The organism is Xanthomonas hawaiiensis, from assembly GCF_031834635.1.
Taxonomy (GTDB): domain Bacteria; phylum Pseudomonadota; class Gammaproteobacteria; order Xanthomonadales; family Xanthomonadaceae; genus Xanthomonas_A; species Xanthomonas_A sacchari.
On record NZ_CP115873.1, the window covers coordinates 101195 to 122705 of the forward strand.

The 21511-nt window shown below is 69.9% G+C and carries 25 protein-coding genes; 8 read left to right on the plus strand and 17 right to left on the minus strand.

Annotated elements, in window-relative coordinates:
* Positions 1 to 249 precede the first annotated feature (249 nt).
* The 5 genes from PG878_RS00495 (at position 250) to PG878_RS00515 (ending at position 4740) form a co-directional block, all read left to right on the plus strand.
* Complete coding sequence (locus tag PG878_RS00495) at positions 250 to 1431, plus strand: class I SAM-dependent rRNA methyltransferase (protein ID WP_048491948.1); 1182 nt, start codon at positions 250 to 252, stop codon at positions 1429 to 1431.
* Positions 1432 to 1441: 10 nt separating this feature from the next.
* Positions 1442 to 2125, plus strand: a complete 684-nt coding sequence (locus PG878_RS00500; RefSeq protein ID WP_209029931.1) for a helix-turn-helix transcriptional regulator — start codon at positions 1442 to 1444, stop codon at positions 2123 to 2125.
* Between the two features lie 59 nt (positions 2126 to 2184).
* A complete protein-coding gene (locus PG878_RS00505) occupies positions 2185 to 2487 on the plus strand; it encodes an antibiotic biosynthesis monooxygenase family protein (protein ID WP_209029930.1) in 303 nt (100 codons plus the stop codon).
* Between the two features lie 122 nt (positions 2488 to 2609).
* A complete protein-coding gene (locus PG878_RS00510; protein ID WP_209029929.1) occupies positions 2610 to 3767 on the plus strand; it encodes a glycerate kinase in 1158 nt (385 codons plus the stop codon).
* Between the two features lie 571 nt (positions 3768 to 4338).
* Positions 4339 to 4740 carry a DUF2628 domain-containing protein gene (locus PG878_RS00515; protein WP_209029928.1) on the plus strand — a complete coding sequence of 134 codons (402 nt, stop codon included), beginning with the start codon at positions 4339 to 4341 and terminating at the stop codon, positions 4738 to 4740.
* A 45-nt stretch (positions 4741 to 4785) separates the two neighbouring features.
* Here the strand turns inward: PG878_RS00515 and PG878_RS00520 are convergent, their stop codons facing one another.
* From PG878_RS00520 to PG878_RS00545, 6 genes are all read right to left on the minus strand, one after another.
* On the minus strand, positions 4786 to 5517 hold the full coding sequence (locus PG878_RS00520) for a DUF6882 domain-containing protein (protein WP_209029927.1): 732 nt from the start codon (positions 5515 to 5517) through the stop codon (positions 4786 to 4788).
* Positions 5514 to 6956, minus strand: a complete 1443-nt coding sequence (locus tag PG878_RS00525) for an amino acid permease (protein ID WP_209029926.1) — start codon at positions 6954 to 6956, stop codon at positions 5514 to 5516. The genes PG878_RS00520 and PG878_RS00525 overlap by 4 nt, the downstream gene beginning before the upstream one ends.
* 585 nt (positions 6957 to 7541) lie before the next feature.
* Complete coding sequence (locus PG878_RS00530) at positions 7542 to 8162, minus strand: response regulator transcription factor (RefSeq protein ID WP_209029925.1); 621 nt, start codon at positions 8160 to 8162, stop codon at positions 7542 to 7544.
* Positions 8159 to 9229: a sensor histidine kinase gene (locus PG878_RS00535; RefSeq protein WP_209029924.1), complete on the minus strand. Its 1071-nt coding sequence runs from the start codon at positions 9227 to 9229 to the stop codon at positions 8159 to 8161. Before PG878_RS00535 ends, PG878_RS00530 begins: the two co-directional genes overlap by 4 nt.
* Positions 9230 to 9270: 41 nt before the next feature.
* The gene (locus PG878_RS00540) at positions 9271 to 9999 is read right to left on the minus strand and encodes an MgtC/SapB family protein (protein WP_209029923.1); all 729 of its coding nucleotides are present in this window, start codon (positions 9997 to 9999) and stop codon (positions 9271 to 9273) included.
* Between the two features lie 127 nt (positions 10000 to 10126).
* On the minus strand, positions 10127 to 10453 hold the full coding sequence (locus tag PG878_RS00545) for a hypothetical protein (RefSeq protein ID WP_209029922.1): 327 nt from the start codon (positions 10451 to 10453) through the stop codon (positions 10127 to 10129).
* A 384-nt stretch (positions 10454 to 10837) separates the two neighbouring features.
* On the opposite strand from PG878_RS00545, the gene PG878_RS00550 reads away from it, so the two are divergent.
* Both PG878_RS00550 and PG878_RS00555 read left to right on the plus strand, forming a co-directional pair.
* Positions 10838 to 12439: a DNA recombination protein RmuC gene (locus tag PG878_RS00550; RefSeq protein ID WP_209029921.1), complete on the plus strand. Its 1602-nt coding sequence runs from the start codon at positions 10838 to 10840 to the stop codon at positions 12437 to 12439.
* Positions 12440 to 12593: 154 nt separating this feature from the next.
* On the plus strand, positions 12594 to 13136 hold the full coding sequence (locus tag PG878_RS00555; RefSeq protein WP_209029920.1) for a glutathione peroxidase: 543 nt from the start codon (positions 12594 to 12596) through the stop codon (positions 13134 to 13136).
* Between the two features lie 625 nt (positions 13137 to 13761).
* Here the strand turns inward: PG878_RS00555 and PG878_RS00560 are convergent.
* From PG878_RS00560 to PG878_RS00590, 7 genes are all read right to left on the minus strand, one after another.
* Positions 13762 to 14070, minus strand: coding sequence for a hypothetical protein (locus tag PG878_RS00560; RefSeq protein ID WP_209029919.1), 309 nt, complete (start codon positions 14068 to 14070; stop codon positions 13762 to 13764).
* Positions 14071 to 14242: 172 nt separating this feature from the next.
* Positions 14243 to 15328: an MlaA family lipoprotein gene (locus tag PG878_RS00565; RefSeq protein ID WP_209029918.1), complete on the minus strand. Its 1086-nt coding sequence runs from the start codon at positions 15326 to 15328 to the stop codon at positions 14243 to 14245.
* Between the two features lie 3 nt (positions 15329 to 15331).
* Positions 15332 to 15649, minus strand: coding sequence for an STAS domain-containing protein (locus tag PG878_RS00570; protein ID WP_010341093.1), 318 nt, complete (start codon positions 15647 to 15649; stop codon positions 15332 to 15334).
* Positions 15639 to 16307 carry an MlaC/ttg2D family ABC transporter substrate-binding protein gene (locus tag PG878_RS00575; RefSeq protein WP_209029917.1) on the minus strand — a complete coding sequence of 223 codons (669 nt, stop codon included), beginning with the start codon at positions 16305 to 16307 and terminating at the stop codon, positions 15639 to 15641. The genes PG878_RS00570 and PG878_RS00575 overlap by 11 nt, the downstream gene beginning before the upstream one ends.
* Positions 16304 to 16843: an outer membrane lipid asymmetry maintenance protein MlaD gene (mlaD, locus tag PG878_RS00580; RefSeq protein WP_017909944.1), complete on the minus strand. Its 540-nt coding sequence runs from the start codon at positions 16841 to 16843 to the stop codon at positions 16304 to 16306. The genes PG878_RS00575 and mlaD overlap by 4 nt, the downstream gene beginning before the upstream one ends.
* 103 nt (positions 16844 to 16946) lie before the next feature.
* Complete coding sequence (locus PG878_RS00585) at positions 16947 to 17696, minus strand: MlaE family lipid ABC transporter permease subunit (protein ID WP_010341089.1); 750 nt, start codon at positions 17694 to 17696, stop codon at positions 16947 to 16949.
* Positions 17696 to 18487, minus strand: coding sequence for an ABC transporter ATP-binding protein (locus tag PG878_RS00590; protein WP_209029916.1), 792 nt, complete (start codon positions 18485 to 18487; stop codon positions 17696 to 17698). The genes PG878_RS00585 and PG878_RS00590 overlap by 1 nt, the downstream gene beginning before the upstream one ends.
* Before the next feature lie 289 nt (positions 18488 to 18776).
* On the opposite strand from PG878_RS00590, the gene PG878_RS00595 reads away from it, so the two are divergent.
* Positions 18777 to 19064: a DUF6916 family protein gene (locus PG878_RS00595; protein WP_017909947.1), complete on the plus strand. Its 288-nt coding sequence runs from the start codon at positions 18777 to 18779 to the stop codon at positions 19062 to 19064.
* Here PG878_RS00595 and PG878_RS00600 read toward each other — a convergent pair.
* The 4 genes from PG878_RS00600 to PG878_RS00615 all read right to left on the minus strand — a co-directional run bounded on the left by PG878_RS00600 (position 19057) and on the right by PG878_RS00615 (position 21374).
* Positions 19057 to 19626 (minus strand): GNAT family N-acetyltransferase, encoded by a 570-nt coding sequence (locus PG878_RS00600; protein ID WP_209029915.1) that lies wholly within the window; start codon positions 19624 to 19626, stop codon positions 19057 to 19059. The genes PG878_RS00595 and PG878_RS00600 overlap by 8 nt on opposite strands.
* An 11-nt stretch (positions 19627 to 19637) precedes the next feature.
* Positions 19638 to 20174 (minus strand): phage tail protein, encoded by a 537-nt coding sequence (locus tag PG878_RS00605; protein WP_209029914.1) that lies wholly within the window; start codon positions 20172 to 20174, stop codon positions 19638 to 19640.
* 59 nt (positions 20175 to 20233) lie between these two features.
* Complete coding sequence (locus PG878_RS00610) at positions 20234 to 20761, minus strand: phage tail protein (RefSeq protein WP_209029913.1); 528 nt, start codon at positions 20759 to 20761, stop codon at positions 20234 to 20236.
* A 67-nt stretch (positions 20762 to 20828) separates the two neighbouring features.
* Positions 20829 to 21374, minus strand: a complete 546-nt coding sequence (locus PG878_RS00615) for a phage tail protein (RefSeq protein WP_209029912.1) — start codon at positions 21372 to 21374, stop codon at positions 20829 to 20831.
* Positions 21375 to 21511: the final 137 nt, after the last annotated feature.

Below are 21511 nucleotides of genomic sequence, written 5' to 3' on the forward strand. Positions count from 1 at the left end.
TCCGTCAGTGAACAGGGAACCTCGGGGCCGCGGTGGCGGAGGCGTTCCGGACGGAGACGACGGATGTCGTCCAGAGGGTGCCTTCGCCACTGCGGCGAAGGTCTCGCTCGCAACCGGCGAACCGGTTGCCGTTGCACCGGAGCCCGCGGGCTCGAATTGACGGCGACAACGTCGGGAGCTACTCCCCTTCTGCGCGCATTCTTGCCGTTGCCGGCGGTGCCGTCAATCGGGGCGGCTACAATGGCATTCATGAATAGTCCCCTGCCCGTTGTCCGCCTCAAGAACGCCTGGCGCTCCAGCCATCCTTGGATCTTCCAGAAACTGGTCGAAAAACCTGCCGCCAAGCCCAAGCCGGGCGCGCTGGTGGACGTGGTCGGGGTGGACGGCGCGTGGGTCGGCCGCGGCTTCTACAACGGCCACTCGCGCATCGCCGTGCGCATCCTCGAGACCCACCCCGACATCGCGGTCGACGAATCGTGGTTCGCGCGCAAGATCGCCGAGGCGGTGTCGCTGCGCCGTGACGTGCTCAAGCTCGACGCGGTCAGCGATGCCTGGCGCGTGGTGCATGCCGAGGGCGACGGCCTGTCCGGCCTGGTGGTGGACCGCTACGGCGACCTGCTGGTGGTGGAGTTCTTCAGCGCCGGCATGTTCCGCCACCGCGAGTGGATCTACGCCGCGCTGCGCGCGCAGTTCCCCGGCGCGCGCTTCTACAGCTTCGCCGAGGAGCACGTGCAGAAGCAGGAGAGCTTCGACTACCGGCCGGTGTCCAGCAGCGGCGAGCGCCCGGAGCCGGCGATCATCAGCGAATACGGCGTGCGCTTCCGCGCCGACCCGGCCGGCGCGCACAAGACCGGCTTCTTCGCTGACCAGCGCGAGAACCGGCAGTGGCTGAGCCAGCAGGTGGAGGGCAAGCGCGTGCTCGACCTGTGCTGCAACACCGGCGGCTTCGCGGTGTACGCCAAGGTCCGCGGCGCCACCGAGGTGGTCGGCGTGGACATCGACGAGGACGTGATCGAGATCGCCAAGGGCAACGCCCGCCTCAACGACGTGCGGCCCAAGTTCGTGCAGGCCGACATCTTCCCGTACCTGCGCGATGCCGCCGCCCGCGGTGACCAGTACGACGTGGTGATCCTGGACCCGGCCAAGATGACCCGCGACCGCGACCAGGTGATCCCGGCGCTGAAGAAGTACCTGGACATGAACAAGCTGGCGCTGGGCGTGGTCGCCCCGGGCGGGCTGTTCGCCACCTTCTCCTGCACTGGCCTGGTCGCCGAGCACGAGTTCCTGGACATGCTGCGCCGCGCCGCCTATTTCTCCGGCCGCACCATCCAGATCCTGAAGGTGGCCGGCGCCGGCGCCGACCACCCGTTCATGGCCCACGTGCAGGAATCGCGCTACCTCAAGGCGGTGTTCTGCCGCGTGCTGGACTAGCGCGCCACGCATGCGCAAGGCCGAGCGGCTGTTCCAGCTGGTCAACCTGATCCGGGTGCGCCAGCCGGTGACGGCCGCCGTGCTCGCCGCCGAGCTGGGCCTGTCGGTGCGCAGCATCTACCGCTACCTCGACGATCTCTCGCTCGGCGGCATCCCGCTCTACGGCGAGGCCGGCATCGGCTATCGCCTGGATCCGGCCTTCGAACTGCCGCCGCTGGCGCTGTCGCGCGAGGAGGTCGAGGCCTTGCACCTGGCGGTGGAGATGCTCGCCTGCAGCGGCGGCGGTCATCTGCAGCCGGCCGCGCGCGCCTTGTTGCACAAGCTGCAGGCCGCCATGCCCGCGCCGGCGCCCACGCCGCGGGTGGCGAGGGCCTTGCGAGCCGTGCCGGTGGCCTTGCCGTGCTGGCAGGCGCTGCACGCCGCCACCGCGCAGCGCCGGAGCGTGCGCCTGCGCTATCGCAGCCTGCAGGGCGAGACCAGCGAGCGCGCGGTGCTGCCGCTGGGGCTGTTCCATTGGGGACAGCACTGGACGCTGGGCAGTTGGTGCGGCCTGCGCGCCGCGTATCGCGATTTCCGCCTGGATCGGATCGAGGCGGTGCAGTCCTGCGCGGCACCGTTGCCGGTCCCGGCACACGTGGCGCTGGACGCGTATCTCCAGCACCAACGCGCGCCCTGGGCGCAGCGCGGGCACTGACACCCCGGTGTCAGCAGGGCCTCCGCAGACTGCCGGCTCCTTCACTCCGGAATGCCCGCATGTCCAACCCCCACTGCGTCCTCGAACTGGCCGTGTTCACCGTCAAGCCCGCTGCGCGCGAGCGCATGCCGGCGCTGCGCCAGCAGCTGCGCGCGGTGCTCGCCGATTTTCCCGGCCTGCTCGATTACCGTGCGTATGCGCCGCTGGACGGCGACGACCAGTTCGTCGACATCGCCTATTGGCGCGACCTGGCCAGCGCGCAGGCGGCTGCCGAGGCCTTCGCCAACGGCGATGCCCGCTTCGCGCCCTATGCCGCGGCCATCGCCGAACTGCAGGTGATGCGGCACCTGGCGCCAGCCTGAGCGTGCGGAGTGCGCCATCATGCCGGCCGCGACTAAGATCGGCCGATGGTTCTCTCGAACGCGCGCATGAAGCGACCCGCCTCGCCCGGTGCGAGGGTGTGGTCGGTCGCCGCACTCGCTGCATGAAGATCGTCATCGCCCCGGACGCGTTCAAGGAAAGCCTGTCCGCGGCGGAGGCGGCCGCGCAGATCGCGGCCGGCTTCCGCAGCGTGTTCCCGGAGGCGCAGTACGTGCTGCTGCCGTTCGCCGACGGCGGCGAGGGCACGGTGGACGCCCTGGTCGCCGCTGGCGGTGGGCGCCGGGTCGCCTGCACCGTGACCGGGCCACTGGGCGCGCCTGTCGCCGCGCAGTTCGGCCTGAGCGAGGACGGCGGCACCGCCCTGATCGAGATGGCCGCGGCCAGCGGGCTGATGCTGGTGCCGCCGCAACAGCGCGATCCACGCCTGACCGGCACCCGCGGGGTCGGCGACCTGATCCTGGCCGCGCTGGATGCCGGCGCGCGCCGCGTGCTGATCGGCATCGGCGGCAGCGCCAGCAACGACGGCGGCGCCGGCATGGTGCAGGCGCTGGGCGTGCGCCTGCTGGACGCGCATGGCCGGGACCTGGTCGCCGGTGGCGCCGCGCTGGGCGCGCTGGCGCGCATCGAGGTGGACGGGCTGGACCCGCGGCTGCGCGACTGTGTCATCGAGGTCGCCTGCGATGTCGACAACCCGCTGACCGGGCCGAGCGGGGCCTCGGCGGTGTTCGGGCCGCAGAAGGGCGCTACGCCGGCGATGGTCGCCCAGCTCGACGCCGGGTTGCAGCACTACGCCGAGGCGATCGAACGCACCTTGGGCGTGGCCGTGGCGCAGCTGCCCGGGGCTGGCGCGGGCGGCGGCATCGGCGCGGCCCTGGTCGCGTTCCTCGGCGCGCGGCTGCGGCCCGGCGTGGAGATCGTCGCGCAGGTGCTGGAGCTGGAGGCGCATCTGGCTGGCGCCGACCTGCTGGTCACCGGCGAGGGCCGCCTGGACGGGCAGAGCGCGCAGGGCAAGGTGCCGGTCGGCCTCGCCCGCATCGCCCGGCGCCACGGCGTGGCGGTGCTGGCCATCGCCGGCGGCCTGGGCGAGGGCGCGGCGGAGCTGCAGGCGCAGGGCATCGACGCGCTGTTCGGCGCGGTGCAGCGGGTGTCCACGCGCGAGGCCGCACTGGCCGACGCCGCCGACGCCCTGCGCCAGGCGGCGCGCAACGTGGCCGCAGCGATCGCGCTGGGCCAGCGCCTGGGCGTCTGCCGGGCGCAATAGCGGCCTTCGCGGTCGCCACGGCGTGGCGGCGCGCTGCAAGCCGCGGTGTTGGCAAGCCTGTGTGGAAGGGACTTCGGTCCCGATGCGATGACCCGTGGTTGCCGTAGGCCCCGCGAGGCCGCTGCCCCGCGCGTCGCGGCTGAAAGCCGCTCCCACTGGTGGGCATGTCGCCAGCGGATGCGCCACGCGCAGGCAAGCCTTGTGGGAGGGACTTCCGTCCCGACGCGATGGCCGGTGGTTACCGCGGGCCCCGGCGAGGCCGCTGCCCCGCGCGTCGCGGCTGAAGCCGCTCCCACAAGTGGGCATGTCGCCAGCGGATGCGCCACGCGCAGGCAAGCCATGTGGGAGGGACTTCAGTCCCGACGTGATGGCCGGCGGCGGTCGCAATGCGGGGAAGGAAGTCCGGCCCAAGCCAGGCGTGGCGTCGGCGCCGGGCCCGCTTTGCCAATCCCGAATCCCCACTCCCAAATCCCGGCTCCCGCACCAAATTGGTGCTCCAGCCCGCGCCCATTTGGCGCACGCCACCCCATTCAGGTAAACTGAAAACGTTTACAACACGGATGCTCCCGCCATGGAAACCCCTAATCTCCCGCAACGCGCGCCACTCAGCCCCAAGTGGCAGTTCCGCTTCGACTTCTTCGACCGCTACGGCGCCCCCTCCACGCCCGAGTACAAGGCCGCGTTCAAGGCGCTACCGTTCATGGAGCGGTTGAAGATCAACATGAACTTCTTCGCCCTGTTCTTCGGCTTCATCTACTTCTTCATCCTCGGCATGTGGCGCAAGGCGCTGGGGCTGATCGGCATCTCGCTGGTGCTGGGCATCGTCGCGGCGTTCCTGCCCGACGTGCTCGGCCGCGGCCTGGGTATCGCCTACTCGCTGCTGGTCGGTATGGCCGCCAACTACGCCTACTACCTGGACCAGCGCAAGGGCAGCGTCAGCTGGAACCCGTTCGAAGGCGTGCGTTGGTGGTAATGGCCGGGCGCAGCGGTGCGGCGCGGGTACGCCGCGCCGCCGCGCTCAGCGCCTGCGCTTCCAGAATTGCCAGGCAGGCGCCGGCTTCGGCGTGACCGCCGCGGCGGTGGCCTGCGCCGCGGCCAGTTGCCCCTGCACGCCGGTCAGCCGCTCCTGCGCATCGAACGCCAGGACGATGCGGGTGTTGCCGCGGGTCGCCACGGTCTGCGCGGATTCGCGCTGCAGCGCAAAGCCCTGGTCGGCCAGGAAGCCGTCGGTCATGGCCCGGTGGTCGAGTTCGAACTGCATCGGCAATTCGCCGAGCAGGCGCAGCACGCGGGCGTCGTCGCAAGGCGCGAAGACCGCGGCCGGCACCTCATCGAGCAGGAAGAACAGCGCGCCGCCGTCGTACGGCGCGCGGTAGTAGCAGCGCCCGCGCAGGGCGCCGGCGAGCAGGGCGACATGGTGGCCGGCATCCTCGCCCATTGCCCAGGACGGGGCGACCAGTTCTTCGATGCCCTCGTGTTCGCCGTACGCGCGCAGCGCGGCCGCGTCGGCCAGCAGCGCCGGCGGCAGGTGGCTGGCGGTGTTGGCCCAGGCCCATAGCCAACTGGCGCTGGCCTCGGCGGCGGTGCCCAGCAACTGCAGCGGAAACGACAGATCCTCGCCGAAGTGCACCCGGCCTTCGCCCAGGTCCACCTGCCAGCGACGCTCGGCCAGTACGTCGGCCAGCGCCAGCTGGCGTGCATAGGCACTGCCGATGTGCCGTGCCAACGCCGCCCGGAATGCCGGACTCATTGCGGGGTCTGCGCGCGCTGCAGCAGGCTGTTGCGGCGGCCGTACAGCAGGTAGGCGACCACGCCCAGCGCGTTCCACAGCCCGAACCAGATCTGCGTGGTATGCGGCAGGCTCCAGAACAGGTACAGGCAGCCGCCGATCGCCAGCGGCCCGACCAGCCACGCCAGCGGCGTGCGGAAGGTGCGGGTGCGGCCGGGTTCGCGGCGGCGCAGGACCAGCATGCACGCGGCCACGGCGATGAAGGCGGCCAGGGTGCCGGCATTGGCCAGTGCGGCGATCTCGTCCAGCCGCGCTACGCCGGCCAGCGCCGCCACCAGCGCCGCGGTGAACAGGGTGGTCGCCACCGGCGTGCCGGTACGCGCGTTGACCTTGGACAGCCCGCGCGGCAGCAGGCCGTCGCGCGACATCACGAAGAAGATCCGGCTCTGCCCGTACAGGAAGGCCAGCAGCACGGTGGGCAGCGCGATCACCGCGACTGCGCCGATCACCGCCGCCGCATCGGGCTGGCCCAACTGGCGCAGGATCAGCGCCAGCGGCTCGGCGCTCGCGCCGAACACGTCGTAGCGCATCGCGCCGACCGCGGCCAGCGCCACCAGGATGTAGATCAAGGTGCAGCCGATCATCGAGCCGACGATGCCGATGGCCAGGTCGCGCTTGGGATTCTTGGTTTCCTCGGCGGCGGTGGAGATCGCATCGAAGCCGTAGAAGGCGAAGAAGATGATCGCCGCCGCGGCCATCACCCCATGCACAGCACCGTCGGCGCTCACCGTCTTGGGGAAGCCGTAGGGCATGAACGGGTGCAGGTTGGCGCTCTGGAACGCCGGCAGCGCCACCGCCACGAAGATGCCCAGCGCGATCAGCTTCAGCACCACCAGCACCGCGTTGAGCGTGGCGCTCTCCTTGGTGCCGGCCATCAGCAGGCCGGCCACGGCGAAGGTGATCAGCACCGCGGGCAGGTTGACGATGCCGCCGGCATGCGGCCCGGCGGTCAGCACCGCCGGCAGGTTCAGGTCCATGCCGGTCTGCGCACTGGCCCAGTGCAGGAAGCCGACGAAATACCCGGACCAGCCCACCGCCACCGTGCTGACCACCAGCGAGTACTCCAGGATCAGGCTCCAGCCCACCACCCAGGCGATCGCCTCGCCGAGCGCGACGTAGCTGTAGGTGTAGGCGCTGCCGGCGGCCGGCATCATCGTCGCCATCTCCGCATAGGCCAGCGCGGCGCAGGCGCAGATCGCCCCGGCCACCGCGAACGACACCAGCACCGCCGGCCCGGCCAGCTGCGCGCCAGTCCCGATCAGGGTGTAGATGCCCGTGCCGACGATCGCGCCGATGCCCAGCGCCACCAGATGCGGCCAGCTCAGCGAGGGGACCAGCCGGCGGCCGGCCTCGTGGACGGTGACCAGATCGAGCGACTTGCGCCGGAACAGGAACGACATGCGGGCCTCGGGGTGCGGAAGTGACAAGCCCGGCAGTGTCGCCGAATGCGGTGCAGCAAAGCTACGCCTGCGGCGCGGCGCTTACGCTGGTGGGAGCAGGGCTGCCGAAAGCTTGCGTTTGGCGTAGTCGAGCTGGAAAGCAAAGGCTTTCGCCTGGCGGCGAGTCACTTTTCTTTGCTTGTGCAAAGAAAAGTAACCAAAAGAAAGCACACCCTGCCTCGCGCCCTCCGCGCTGCGCGCTCCGGGTTCGCGTCCATCCCGGGGATCCGCGGAAGGGGCATCCTGCCCCTGCCGCGGACGGCGCACATCCATGTGCGCCGCCCCTTCGGGGTTTTTCCCCGCGATGGCCGCCGCTTCGGAAGGGAACCCGAACAAGTCAACAGCAACAGCAAGAGCAGAAGCAAAGCTTGCGGGAGCAAACACTGCCTCGTAGGAGTGGCTCCTGTCCCCATTTTGGGATCTGCCCCGACGGGCGTTCGCGATAGCACTTGGCCGCGGCGGACTCCGAAAGGGGACAAGAGCTGTACCGACCGGACGCCAACGCATCCGACTCAGCCGCGGCAAAGGCGAGCGGTCAGCGTTGCCTTACAGCCCCAGCCGCTCCGCCAGCCGCACCAGCTCCGCCAGCGAGCCGACCTCCAGCTTGCGCATCGCATTGCCACGACGCACCTTCACCGTGATCTCGCTGAGCTGCAACCGCGCCGCCACCTGCTTGTTCAACAGGCCCTGCACCACCAGTTCCACCACCTCGCGTTCGCCGGCGCTGAGCCGCGCCCAGCGCGCCTGCAGGTCGGCCTGCGCGGCCTCGGCGGCGCGGCGCGCGCGGTCGCGGGCGATGCCCTGGCCGATCGCATCGAGCAGGTCCTGGTCGCGGAACGGCTTGGTCAGGAACTCGATCGCGCCGTTCTTCATCGCCTCCACGCTCATCGGGATATCGCCGTGGCCGGTGATGAAGATGGTCGGCAGCGCTAGCCCGGCCTCGTGCATGGTGCGGTGGAAGTCCATGCCGCTCTGCCCGGGCATGCGGATGTCCAGCACCAGGCAGCTCGGTGCGTCGGCACGTGGGTGCGCCAGGAATTCGCGGGTGGAGGCGAAGGCATGCACCTGCAGGTCCACCGAGGCGAACAGGTCTTCCAGCGCGGCGCGGATCGAGGCGTCGTCGTCGATCAGGTACACCACCGGGCGGGCAGTCGCGTCGGTGGTCATGGCCGCACTCCGTTGGCGGTGGGCAGGCACACATGGAACACCGCGCCGCAGGGCCGGCCGGGTTCGGCCCAGATGCGCCCGCCGCCGGCCTCGACGATGCTGCGGCTGATGCTCAGGCCGATGCCGATGCCGCCCTGCTTGGTGGTCCAGAACGCATCGAACAGGTGCGCCTGCGCCTGTGCGGACAGGCCTTCGCCGCTGTCGGCCACGCTCAGCCGCACCGAGCGTGCGTCCTCGCGTTCGGTGACGATGCGTAGCGTGCGCTGCGCCGGCGGCGTGGCGGCCATCGCCTCGATCGCGTTGAGCAGCAGGTTGCCGATCACCTGCTGGATCTGCACCGGGTCGGCGGATACCGGCGGCAGTAGCGCCGACAGTTCCGTGTGCGCGCTGACCGCGCTGCGTTCCAGTTCGCCCTGCGATAGCGCCAGCACCTCGTTGACCGCAGCGTTGAGATCGAAGGCGCGCTGCTGCGGCGCCTCGCCGCGGGTCAGGCTGCGCACCCGCGCGATCACCTCGCCAGCGCGTTCGGCGTCGGCGAGGATGCGCGCCAGCGCCGCGCGCGCCTTGTCCAGGTTCGGCGGCTGCTGGTCGAGCCAGCGCTGGCAGGCGTTGCCGCTGGTGACGATGGCCGCCAGCGGCTGGTTGACCTCGTGCGCGATCGAGGCGGTCAGGCTGCCCAGGCTGCGCACCCGCGCCAGCCGCAGCAACTGCGCCTGCGCGGCGTGCGCGGCGGCCTTGGCCCGTTCCATGCGCACCGCGATGGAGGCGGTGACCGCGACCACCACGATGCTGATCGCCGAGTTGATCACGCCGACCCGATAGGCGCCGGCATGGGTGAGATGGAAGCTGAGCACGATCAGCACCACGCACAGCCCGGCCAGCACGCCCAACCCGGCCGGCGCCAGCAGCCGCACCGCGCCGAGGATCGCGACCGTGTAGAACAGCGGCGCGGCCACCGCATAGTCGGTGACCGTGTCGGCGACGAAGATCGCGCCCAGCACCAGGCCCAGCGCGGCCAGGCCGAGCAGGCGGCGATGCGGTGGCAGCGGCTTGAACCAGGCGATCATCGGCGGCGTGGCATCGGAGGGTCGAGGTTAGGCACGGCGGCTCAGGCTTCGGTGCCGGCGTTCCAGAACGCCTGTTGTACACCCGGTTCGCCCTCCAGGCGCTGCACCACCGCATCCAGTTCCTCGGCGCGCACCGCCGTGGCGTACAGCGTGGCGGCGATCTCCACGTCCTGCTGCCCGAACGGATGCTGCTCGACCTCGCGCGCCGGGTAGTGCGCTTCTTCCAGCAGTTCGATCAGCCGCTCGCGCACGTCGCCGTGCACCTCGCGCGCGCAGATCGCATAGAACATGTAGGTGGCTTCCAGCGAGGACTCCTTCAGCGGATGCCGGTTGATCCGGTTCACCATCGGCCGCAGCAGGGTGTTGCTGAGCAGCACGAACATGGCCGCCAGCACCGCCTCGGCGACCAGCCCGGCACCGGCGCAGGCGCCGACCGCGCCCGATCCCCACAGGGTGGCCGCGGTGTTGAGTCCGGTGACGTTGGCGCCTTCCTTCATGATCGCGCCGGCGCCGAGGAAGCCGATGCCGGAGACCACGTAGGCCACCACCTGCACCGCACCCTGGGTACCGCCGTGGATCTCGAACAGGCGGTCGCCGAGCGAGACGAAGATCGCCGCGCCCACCGCGACCAGGGTGTTGGTCCGCAGCCCGGCGGTGCGCTGGCGCACCTGGCGCTCGAAACCGATGATCGCGCCGAGCACGAAGGCGGCGGTGAGGCTCACCAGGGTGTCGAGCAGCGAGCCGAGATTGAACAGGCGCAGGGCTTCCATCAGGGCGCGTTCCGGTAGGCGTGGGGAGCGAGCATGGCGGCTCCGGGGAAGGGTGTGGGCAGGGACAGGGGGCCGATGATGCCGCGGCGAGATGGCAACTCGTGCCGTGGCGGCACGCGCATGCGCCTCAGCGCATGCCGGGCCACCAGGCCAGCGCGGCAAGCCGCCAGTGCGCAGCCGGCGCGTTCGCCCCGGCGTCGTGCAGGCGCCGCTGCGCCGCATGCGGCAAGCGCGCGCGGACCCGGATGCGGTCGGCGACGGACAGCAGCGACAGCGCATCGGCCATGACCCGCGGCGACTGCGCGGACAGGGCCAGGGCGAAGGCGCGCGCGCCGTGGGCGGCGAGCAGGTGGCGCAGCGCCTCGGTGCGGCGCATGGCGACCGCGGCGCGCAGCGCGCGCTGCAGGCAGTGTTGCAGGCGGACACGGCGGGAAAACAGCGAGAACACGAACATGACGACCTCCTTGCGGCGCGTGGCCGGAAAGGACGTCGCAGCGCGCGGGCAACGGGCGTCTTCCGGCTCAGCGCCGGGCAGCGACCAGGCGAGGGGAGCGGTGGGGGACTGCGGCATTGACGCCGCGTCGATGCGGATCGGGGTCCATGCTCGCCTCCGGTGTCAGGGGGAACGGATCGCGCGGCGCGCGACGGTCTGGCGCGGTCGGATGCCGCGGTGCCGCTCACTGGCCGGGCCAGGAGCAGGTGGCGCAAAGCTTGGCATGCGGCCCAGGTGCGCACCAGCCTGCATGAGGCCATGACGGCGATACCAAGGTATATCCGGTCTGGTGCGCCTGCCGGCGCGTGGCGCAGCGATTGAGACGCGGCCGGCTACACTGGCCGCATGCAGAACGATGCCCATTTCCTGATCCTCGCCGGCCTGTTGTGCGCCGTCATCGCCCTGTTGCTGGCCGTGTTGCTGCGCCGGGGCAACCACGCCGCGCTGGAGGCGGCCCTGCGCGAGGAACAGCGCAGCGGCCGCGGCGAACTGCGCGAGCAGCTCGACAGCCTGGCGCGCCAGCAGGACGCGCGCAGCGAAGGCTTCGCCCGCAATCTGGCCGATCTTTCCACCCGCACCGACCAACGCCTGGACCTGCTGCGCGAAGCCCTGACCGAAGACGCACGGCGCGGCCGGGTCGAGGCCGGCGCCGCGCAGCAGCGCATGGCCGAACTGCTGAGCCAGCGCCTGGTCGAGATCCGCGGCCAGCTCGATGCCTTCGGCCAGCAGCAGGACGCGCGCATGGCCCAGTTCGGCCAGCAGCAGGCCGAGTTGATCGCACGCATCGACGCGCAACTGGGCGCGTTGCGCGAGGCGCTGATCGAGGACGCGCGCAAGGGCCGCCAGGAAGGCGCGGAGGCGCAGCAGCGCTTCGCCGACACGCTCGGCCAGCGGCTGGGTGACCTGGTCCAGCGCAACGAGCAGCGGATGGGCGAGATGCGCGCCACTCTGGAAGAGCGACTGAAGGAACTGCAGGCCGACAACGCGGCCAAGCTCGAGCAGATGCGCGGCACCGTCGACGAAAAGTTGCAGACCACCCTCAACACGCGCCTGGATGCCTCGTTCAAGCTGGTGTCCGAGCGGCTCGAGCAGGTCCAGCGCGGCCTGGGCGAGATGCAGCAGCTGGCCACCGGCGTCGGCGACCTCAAGCGCGTGCTGAGCAACGTCAAGAACCGCGGCGGTTGGGGCGAGGTGCAGCTGGAGAACATCCTCGAGCAGACCCTGACCCAGGAGCAGTACGCGCGTGGCGTACGGGTGCGCCCGGAGCGCAACGAGATGGTCGACTTCGCGGTGCGCCTGCCGGGCCGTGGCCACGAGGACACGCCGGTGTGGCTGCCGATCGACGCCAAGTTCCCGCGCGAGGACTACGAGCGCCTGCTCGACGCGCAGGAGCAGGGCGATCCGGAGCTGGTGCAGGCGACGGGCGCGCAACTGGAGCGCGCGATCCGGGTGCAGGCCAAGTCGATCGGCGACAAGTACATCGCCCCGCCGCACACCACCGATTTCGCGGTGATGTTCCTGCCCACCGAGGGCCTGTACGCCGAGACCCTGCGCCGCCCCGGCTTGGCCGACCTGCTGCAGCGCGAGCACCGCATCGTCGTCGCCGGGCCGACCACGATCACCGCCCTGCTCAACAGCCTGCAGATGGGCTTCCGCACGCTCGCCATCGAAAAGCGCTCCAGCGAAGTGTGGGGCGTGCTGGCAGCGGTGAAGAGCGAGTTCGGCAAGTTCGCCGGCATCCTGGAAAAGGCCGAGAAGCAGATCAGCACCGTCGGCAAGAGCCTGGGCGAGGCCAGCCGCAAGACCCGCACCATCGAACGCCGCCTGCGCGGCGTCGAGACCCTGGCCGATGCGCAGGCCGCGCCATTGCTGGAACTGTCCTTGCCCCTGGACGATGCGGAGACCGACGCCGACGCGGAGGAGTCGGCGCGCGACGAACAAGGGTGAGGCCGCGCGGCGAGTGCTCGGGGATCGGGAACTGGGACACAAAGGCCGGCATGCCGTCGGCTGTCGGCGCGCTGAGCAGAGGGCGCGTGGGGGGCGGTCACGTGACACCGGCAGCGACTATGCTGGCGCTTCCTTTCGACCGAGGTAATGCCCCATGTCCGCATCGCTGAGCGCTATTCCGCTGACCCGCATCGATGGCCAGCCGGCCACCCTGGCCGAGTTCGCGGGCAAGGTGTTGCTGATCGTCAACGTCGCCTCCAAGTGTGGCCTCACCGCGCAGTACGCGGGCCTGGAAGCGCTGTACCGCGAGAAGCAGGCCGCGGGGCTGGAAGTGCTCGGTTTCCCGGCCAACGACTTCAAGGGTCAGGAGCCGGGCAGCGAGGCGGAGATCCAGCAGTTCTGCCAGCTCACCTACGATGTGACCTTCCCGATGTTCTCCAAGATCGCGGTCACCGGCGAGGACACCCATCCGCTGTATCGCGCGCTGATCGCCGCGCAGCCGCAGACCGAGGGCGAGGGCCCGATGCGCGAGAAGCTGGCCGGCTACGGCATCGAACCGAATCCGGCGCCGGGCGTGCTGTGGAACTTCGAGAAATTCCTGATCGGCCGCGACGGCCAGGTCCGCGGGCGCTTCGCTCCGGATGTCACCGCCGAGGATCCGCGCCTGCGCGCGGCGATCGACGCGGCGCTGGGGTGACGGTCTGCGGTGTTCGACGCCAAGAGGCGCCGCCTGTGAGCTGGATGCGTCGTTCGGGTTTGCAGATCGTTGTTGGCCGAGCCGAAACGTTGTCGGTGCTCCAGTGATTTTCGGCATCGTCCATCGCGGCTGAAGCTGAGGGCTTCGCCCCGCACCCTCACCCCAACCCCTCTCCCGAGGGGAGAGGGGCCAATGTCCCATGCGAGGCTTGCAGTTCCATCCTTGCCGCTGCCGCTGCCGCTGCCGCTGCTTTTGCTTTGGCCTTGGCTGTTGCTTTTGACTTACCGGGTTCCCTTCCGTAGCGGCGGCCATCGCGGGGAAAAACCCGAAGGGCGGCGTACATGGATGTACGCCGTCCGCGGCAGGGGCAGGATGCCCCTTCCGCGGATCCCCGTGATGGACGCGGACCCGGAGCGCGCAGCGCGGAGGGCGCGGAGGCAGGGCGCGCTTTCTTTTGGTTACCTTTTCTTTGCGCGAGCAAAGAAAAGTAACTCGCCCGAAAGGGCGAAAGCTCTTGCCGTTGCTTGATGTGTTTGTGTCGGACAAGAAGGACCGTAGGAGCGGCTTCAGCCGCGACCCACATGATCGGTAGTGCCTGCCGTGGCTGAAGCCGCCCCTACGCGGTTCAATCAAGAGCAAAGCTTTCGCCTGGCGGCGAGTCACTTTTCTTTGCTTGTGCAAAGAAAAGTAACCAAAAGAAGAGCTTTACCACAGCCGAAGGCTGGTCAAGCACACCCCGCAGCGCGCCCTCCGCGCTTCGCGCTCCAGGTTCGCAGCCACGACGGGCATTTTTCGACGGCACATCCATGTGCCGGCGAAAAACGACGCGCATCCTGCGCGTCGCCCTTCGGGTATTCGCCCGCCGCGGCTGCCGCGCCGAGGGGACCCGATAAATCAGCAGCAACAGCAACAGCAGGAGCAACAGCAGGAGCAACAGCAAAGCCGGTTGCACCCTGTAGTTCGCCGCGACACCGGATCACCTACTGCAAACCGAGCACTCATTCCCGCATCGCGCGGCCCCCACAGACGATGCCAGCAAAAGATGCAGACACAAAAAAAAAACCCGGCCGAGGCCGGGCTTTTCACAGGTGCGAGGTGCGCCGGACTCAGCGACCGCCGCGCCACTCCGGGACCGGCATCGCATCCACCGGCACCGTCGGATTGGTCTCTTCCTCGCGCAGATAGGCCGGCAGATCGTCGTCCTGACGCTTGTGCCCGCGCATGTCGCTCTCGATCTGATAGTTGCGGCGTTGCAGCCACGCATCGCGGGTCAGTTGGTACTCGTCCGGCGCCTGGTCGCGCATGCTGTCCAGCGACAGCAGCTGCGCACGCGTGTCGACCAATTGCAGGCCCTGCAGGCCGACGCGTACCCGGTCCTCCTCGATCTGCTGCAGCGGCGACAGCGGCGCGTCGCCGACCAGGCCGAACGCATCGCGCACCGTGCGCGGGCCGAACAGCGGCAGTTCCAGGTAGCGCGAGCGGCGCCAGCCCCACACGCCCAGGGTCTGGCCGAAGTCCTCGCTGCGGCGCGGCAGGTTGGCGTCGGTGGCCGGGTCGAAGATGCCGCCGATGCCCAGCGTGCTGTTGATCAGGAACCGGCTCAGCGTCTGCCCCGCCTGCAGCGGCCGACCCTGCAGCAACTGGTTGACCATTGTGAGTGGCGAACTGAGGTTGTCGAAGAAGTTAGTCACGCCCAGCCGTACCGGCCGCGGCACCACGTTGACGTAGGCCCGCGCCAGCGGCCGCGCCACACCACGATCGACCACGTTGTTGAAGGCATGCACCTTGCGGTTGAACTTCTCCCACGGATCGTAGCTCTGGGGTGCGGGCACGCCCGCCGGCAGGGTCGGATCGGCGACCGGGTTGTACGGGTCGCCGCCGTACAGCGCGGCGTAGTCGTCCTCGGCGGACGTCGGCGTGCCGTTGGCCGGCGCAGTGCCCGTGGCGTTCGCCGGGGGCGCCGCCGTCGGCGCACTCGCCGAAGCGGCCGGAGCGCCGGCGTCCATGCCCGTGGTGCCGTCCGCGGTGGCCGCCATGGCATTCGCATCGGCAGGCGCGACGCTGTCGCTGGCGGCCGGTGCGGTCTGCGCCACCGGCGGCGGAGGCGGAGGCGGCGTGCGCTTGGGGGCGCCGGCGCAGGCGCCCAGGGCGGCGGCCAGAGTGAGGGAAGTGAGGATACGCAGCACGTTCATGTGTCAGCTCGCCGCAGGGGGAGAGTGGAAATCCAGGGTCGAGGCCAGCCGGTAGGCGGCGCTCAGGTCGGTCAGGCCGGCCGGGGCGCCATGAATGGCGACCTCGGCCTGGCCCTGGGCGCGCAGGCGCGCGGCAAGTTCGGCGAGCAGCGCCAGGCCGGCGCTGTCCACCCGTGACACCGCCCGCAGGTCCAGCGCGCGTGCGCCCGGCAGCGCGCGCAGCGCCGCCGGCCACAACGCGGTGGCGGCGGCACGGTCGAGCACGCCGCTCAGCGCGAGCGTGTCGCCGTCGCGGCGCAGCTGCGGCGCATCACTTGCCACTGTTGCCCGCCGGCGCCGCCTGCAGCGTGCCGTTGCGCAGCTCGGCCGCGACCTCGGCGATCGACTTGTTGCGCAGCGGGGTGTCGAACTGGTTGCGGAAAGTCTGCACGTAGGAGACGCCCTCGACCATCACGTCGAAGATCTTCCAGCCCGCGCCGGTGTTGCGCAGCAGGTAGTCCACCGGCACCGGGTCGCCGCCGCTGCGCAGCAGCTCGGTGGAGACCTTGACACCGCGGCCGCCGGGCAGCGGGGTTTCCGCCTTCACCCGCACCTGCGGCTTGCCTTCGAAGGTCAGCAGCGAGGTGCCGTAGCGCTGCATCAGGTTGTCGGCCATCGCGTCGCCGAACAGCTTGACGTCGGCGTCGGAGGCGCCGCGGCCGTGCACGCCCAGCACCAGGCGGGCGGCGTAGTCGCGGTCGAAGGACTTGTTCATCTCGCTGTCGATGAACTGGCGCAGCGCGGTGGGGTTGCTCTTGAACTCGCTGCGGCGCTGCTCCAGCGTGGTCAGGATGCGCGTGCTGTTCTCCAGCACCACCTTGCTGGCCGAACCGGCCTGGGTGGCGGCGGCGGCCGGCGCGGCGGCCTGGGCCAGGGCGGCGGAGGGCGCGGCCACGGCCAGCGCGGCAGCAAGAGCGGCGGAAAGCAGTTTGATCGTCATGGCTTGGGTTCCGTTGCGGGCGTGGTGGGGTCGGCCGAGGGTGCGGCAGCGGGTGTTGCGTTCTTGTCGCCGCCGGCGCTGCCGCCGCCGAACATGTACTTGCCGACCAGCTGGATCAGGTCCACTGCCGGCTGGGTGAAGGCGATTTCCTGGCCGGGCTTGAGCGTGTCGGGGTCGCCGCCGGGTTGCAGGCCGACATAGCTCTCGCCGAGCAGGCCGCTGGTCAGGATCGCCGCCGAGGTGTCGGCGGGCAGGTCCTTGTACTTGTCGTCGATGGACAGGGTCACCACCGAGTCGAACTTGGTCGGGTCCAGGTCGATCTTGGCGACCTGTCCGATGATGACGCCGCCGATCTTCACCGGCGCCTGCGCGCGCAGCTGGCCGATCTGCGAGAAGCGCGCGACCAGGTCGTAGCGGTGGCCGCCGAAGCCCCACTGGCGGTTGGTGGAAGCCAGCGCCAGCACCAGCAGCGAGGCCAGGCCCAGCAGCAGGAAGGCGCCGACGGCGAACTCGAGACGGGGACCACGGAGAGCCATAACGTGTCTACCTTGTTGATTCAGCGTGGTCGCGGCGCCAGTGCCGCGACCGGGATGTTGCCGCGGGGCCCGCCGTCGCCGGCCGGCTCCGCGTTGGCGCCGCTCAGCGGAACAGCAGCGCCGACATGACGAAATTGAACATCAGCACCAGCAGCGAGGCGTTGACCACGGCGCGGGTGGTGGCCACCGAGGTGCCCTCGATGGTCGGCTCGGCGTGGAAGCCGACATAGGCCGCCACCAGCGCCGCCGTGCCGCCGAACACCGCCGACTTCAGCATCGCCACGCCGAAGTCGTCCCAGAAATCCACGCTGCTCGACAGCGCCGACCAGAACGTGCCGCGGTCCAGGCCGAGCGCGCCGACGGCCTCGAAGTAGCTGGCGCTGATCGCCAGCGAGCAGAAGATGCCGGTCAGCAGCGGCACGGTCAGCACCGCCGCCCAGAAGCGCGGCGCCACCGCCTTGGCCACCGGATCGATCGCCATCAGCTCCAGCGCCTTGATCTGGTCGGTGGCGCGCATCAGGCCGAGCTCGGCGGCGATGGAGCTGCCGGCGCGGCCGATGAACAGCAATGCGGTCAGCACCGGCGCCAGTTCGCGGTACAGCGACAGGCCGAGCAGGGTCGACAGCGCATCGGAGGCGCCGTAGGTCTGCAGCGTGCGGTAGCCCTGCAGGGTCAGCACCAGGCCCACGAAGGCGCCGCCCACCGCGATGATCGGCAGCGAGCGCGCACCGACTTTGTAGATCTCGCGGATCAGCTCGGCGAGCAGGTCGCGGGTCGGCAGCGAGCCGCGCAGCACGGTCAGGAAGAACAGCCCGGCGCGGCCCAGGGAGCGGATCGGGGCAACGATGGCCATCAGGCGGCGCTCCGCGCGCGCTGCGGCGCATCGAACGGGATCGGGCCGTCGGGACGGCCGTGCAGGAACTGCTGCAGCAACGGATCGGTGCTGGCCTGCAGATCCTGCGGAGTGCCGGCAAAGACCACACCGCCGTTGGCGATGGCCACGGCCTGGTCGCAGATCGGCAGGGTCTCGTGGACGTGGTGGCTGACGATGATGCTGGTCAGGCCCAGGGTGTGGTTGAGGCGCTGGATCAGGCTCATGATCATGCCGGAGGCGATCGGATCCAGGCCGGTCAGGGGTTCGTCGTAGATCATCAGCGGCGGGTCCAGGGCCAGCGCCCGCGCCAGCGCCACGCGCCGCGCCATGCCGCCGGACAGCTCGCGCGGCCAGGCATCGGCGGCGGCCAGCAGGCCCACCGCGTGCAGCTTCAATGCGACCAGCCGCTGCAGCACCGGTTCGGGCAGACGGGTGTGGGCGCGCAACGGCAGCGCCACGTTCTCCGCCACGCTGAGGTCGGTCAGCAGGCCGTTGCCCTGCAGCAGCACGCCGATGCTCTTGCGGGTCTCGCGCAGCGCGCGGCTGCCGCGCGGCAATGGCTTGCCGAATACCTCGAGCGTTCCCGCGGCGGGCACCAGTTCGCCGGTCAGGGCGGCCAGCAGCGTGGACTTGCCGCTGCCGGATGGCCCGAGCACGGCGGTGATGCTGCCGCGCGGCACGCTCAGCGAGACGTCGCGCAGGATGGCGCGGCCGCCGCGGTCGATGCGCACGCCCGACAACTGCACCAGATTGGATTCGGAAGACGCCATTGCGGCCTTTAACGAAAATACAACATAGGATCGATCGGTTCGGCTGAACTTAACCGAACTGGCCCGTGCAGTATTGTGGCACCGCGCGGGCCAATGTGCGCGCCCGCTTCGCCCTGTTCATGCAACAGCGTGTCATGCCGCCGCGTCGGTGTGCCACCCGGTAGCGCGCTGGGTGCGCCGCCGCTGCACGCCCGCTGTGGACAAATGCCGGCACAGCGCTTGTGCACGTCGTCACGGCACGCGACGATGCCGGCATGGCGACCGTGCCGAATCACACCTGGAGTCAAGGATGGAGCTGTTGAGCTTGGAGCACTTCGCCGGAAGCGTGAACGAGACGTTCTCGGCGCAGTTGAACGAAGGCGAGGTCGCGTTCGTGCTGGTCGAAGCGCGGCCGCTGCCGACGCCGCCCGCGGCGCGGCGCGCGCCGTTCTCGCTGCTGTTCCGCAACGGCTCGGCGTTCCTGTTTCCGCAGCAGACCTACCAGATGCGCCACCCGCGCCTGGGCGAGATCGGGATCTTCCTGGTGCCGGTCGCGCGCGAACGCGACGGTTTCCTGTATCAGGCCGTGTTCAACTGACCCGCGTGTCCGGCTTCGTGCCGGGGCCATCCCAGCGCATGGCCAGATGGGTCTGGCCGGCCGCGCCGGCAACGAAGCCCAGCCGCGCATAAAGCCGCTGCGCCGCGGGGTTGGCGTGGAGCACGTGCAGTGTCAGTGCGCGCCCGTCCGCATCCGCGAGCGCCTGTGCCTGTGCGATCAACGCACCGCCGATGCCTTGGCCGCGGCAGTCCGGCAGCAGGCTGATATCGACCAGCACGTGCGGATCCGCGCTGCGGTCCAGATACAGCCGGCCCAGCCGCGCGCGTGCGTCTTCCACGATCAGGAAGTCGGCGCCCGCGAAATGCTGCAGATAGTGCGCATGCTGCAGCGCGAACTGCTGGTCGAGGAAGGCGCGCTTGGCCGGTTCCGGCCAGGGCACCGCGGCCAACTCGTCGCGGCGCGTGCTGGCGTACAGCGCGCGCAGCCAGTCCAGGTCCTCTGCCTGCGCAGGACGCAGGACGATGCCGCGCGCCCGCAATGCGGGCGGCGCGGCGAGCCCGGCGTCGCGCTGCGGAAAACCGGGCGACGCGGCGATCGACATCACCCCCTGTCTCAGTTGAAGACCGGATAGTCGCCCTGCAGCGCGATACAGAAGTTCACCGCCAGATACGGCTGCCGGTTCTCGTGCGCCTGGCCGATGCCGGTGGGCATCAACATGGTCGGGGAGAACTGCTTGTCCGGCGCGACCGCCAGGAATGGCCGCTCGCTGGTGAGGTTCAGCGACGACAGCGTCACGCCGCTGGCGGGTGTGCCGGTTTTCTTGGTCGGATCGGACTGCGAAAACGCGTTGACGCCGTGCTGGTGCAGGGGGATCTGCGAACTCTGCAGGCTCACCGAGGCGGAGCCGACGTTGCTGCCCAGCGTATGCGGAGACAGGCCCGGTCCCTGGCCCTGTTGGAAGCCGGCGCGCGCGCAGAAGTTCGGCAGCTGGAACGTGCTGCTGCCGTTGCCGCCGTAGGCGACCCCCAGCAGCGAGAACAGGGTGGTGTTCTGCGCGATCGGCAGCACGGCGCCGTTGCACAAGGCCCAGCCATAGGGGTTGTAGTCGAAGCCGAACAGCTGGATTTCGCCGATGTAAGGTTCGGTCATGAGCGGGTTCCTCCGATGGAGCGGATGCGTGCCGCAGCCGGGTCGGCGCGGCGCATGGATCAGGCCTGCTGCGGGAAGATGCCGGTGGTAGCGATGCAGTACTGCACCGTCAACGTCGGCATGACGTTCTGGTGCGGCTGGCTGCCGCCGGCGTACGACGTGCTCTGCCCGGACATCGCCAACGCGGTGGCACCGTTACTGTCGCTGACGTAGAACAGAGCACCGTTGACTGCTCCCGGGACCAGCCCAGCGGGCGCAGGCGCGGTCGCCGCCGCAGTGGTGGCCTGGGCAGTGTGCGTGTGGGATGGCATCTGCAGGTCGACCAACGTCACCGTCTCGGTGCCGGCGCGCTGGCCGAGCACGTAGTTGTTCAAGCCCGGTCCCTGGCCCTGGTGGATCGGCAGACGGCCGCGCAGGTCCGGCACGCCGAAGGTGCTGGTGCCGTTGCCGCCGTAGGTGGTGCCCAGCAGCAGGTACAGCGGCTCGTATTCGGAGATCTGCAGCAGCGAGCCATCGCATGCCTGCCAGCCCTGGGGGGTGCGGCCGAAGCCGAACATGCGGATTTCGCCGATGAATGGAGTGCCCATGAGGTCCTTCCTGGTCGATGAAGCGCCGCGCGCCGACAGCGCGCCTTGCGCCCGGATGCGGAGACGCCTAGTTGCGCGAAGGGAAGATGCCGGACAGTGCGATGCAGAAATTCAGCGTGGTGTACGGCTGCAGGTTCGGATGCGCCTGGCCGCCGCCGCTGTCGGCGATGGTGGACTGCGCCAGCGGCACCATCGTGCCGGGCGCGGCATACAGCATATGCGGCGTTCCACTACTGGCGATGTTAGTTGCGAACAGGCGTCCGGTCGGTACGCGGTTGTCGCCATTGGCGCTGCTGCAGTCCATGAGGTGCAGATGCGCCGGCAGGTTGTCGCCCACCAGCGTCACCGTCTCCGCACCCGCGGCTTGGCCCATCGGCACCGCGGCAGGTTGCCACGCGGGGTCGACCGACGGTCCATAGCCCATGGGCGTACGCCCGCGCATGTCCGGCAAGCCGAAGGTGGTCTTGCCGTCGCCGCCGTAGCGCGTGCTGAGCAGACTGAACAACGCCTGGTTCTGATTGATCGGCAGCAATTGCCCGTTGCATTGCGCAAAATACTTCGGCGCAAACGCGAAACCGGTCAGCATGATCTGACCGATGAAGAACTCGCTCATGCGGATCTCCCCCCGGAGTTGGTGGCGCCGGACCTCGTGTCGGGCGCCACACTACTTAATCACGACTTGCGCCACATGCAAGCGACGATTTTGCTGAACCAGACAGACGTGACGCATTTATTGCTTTACGCGGTGGC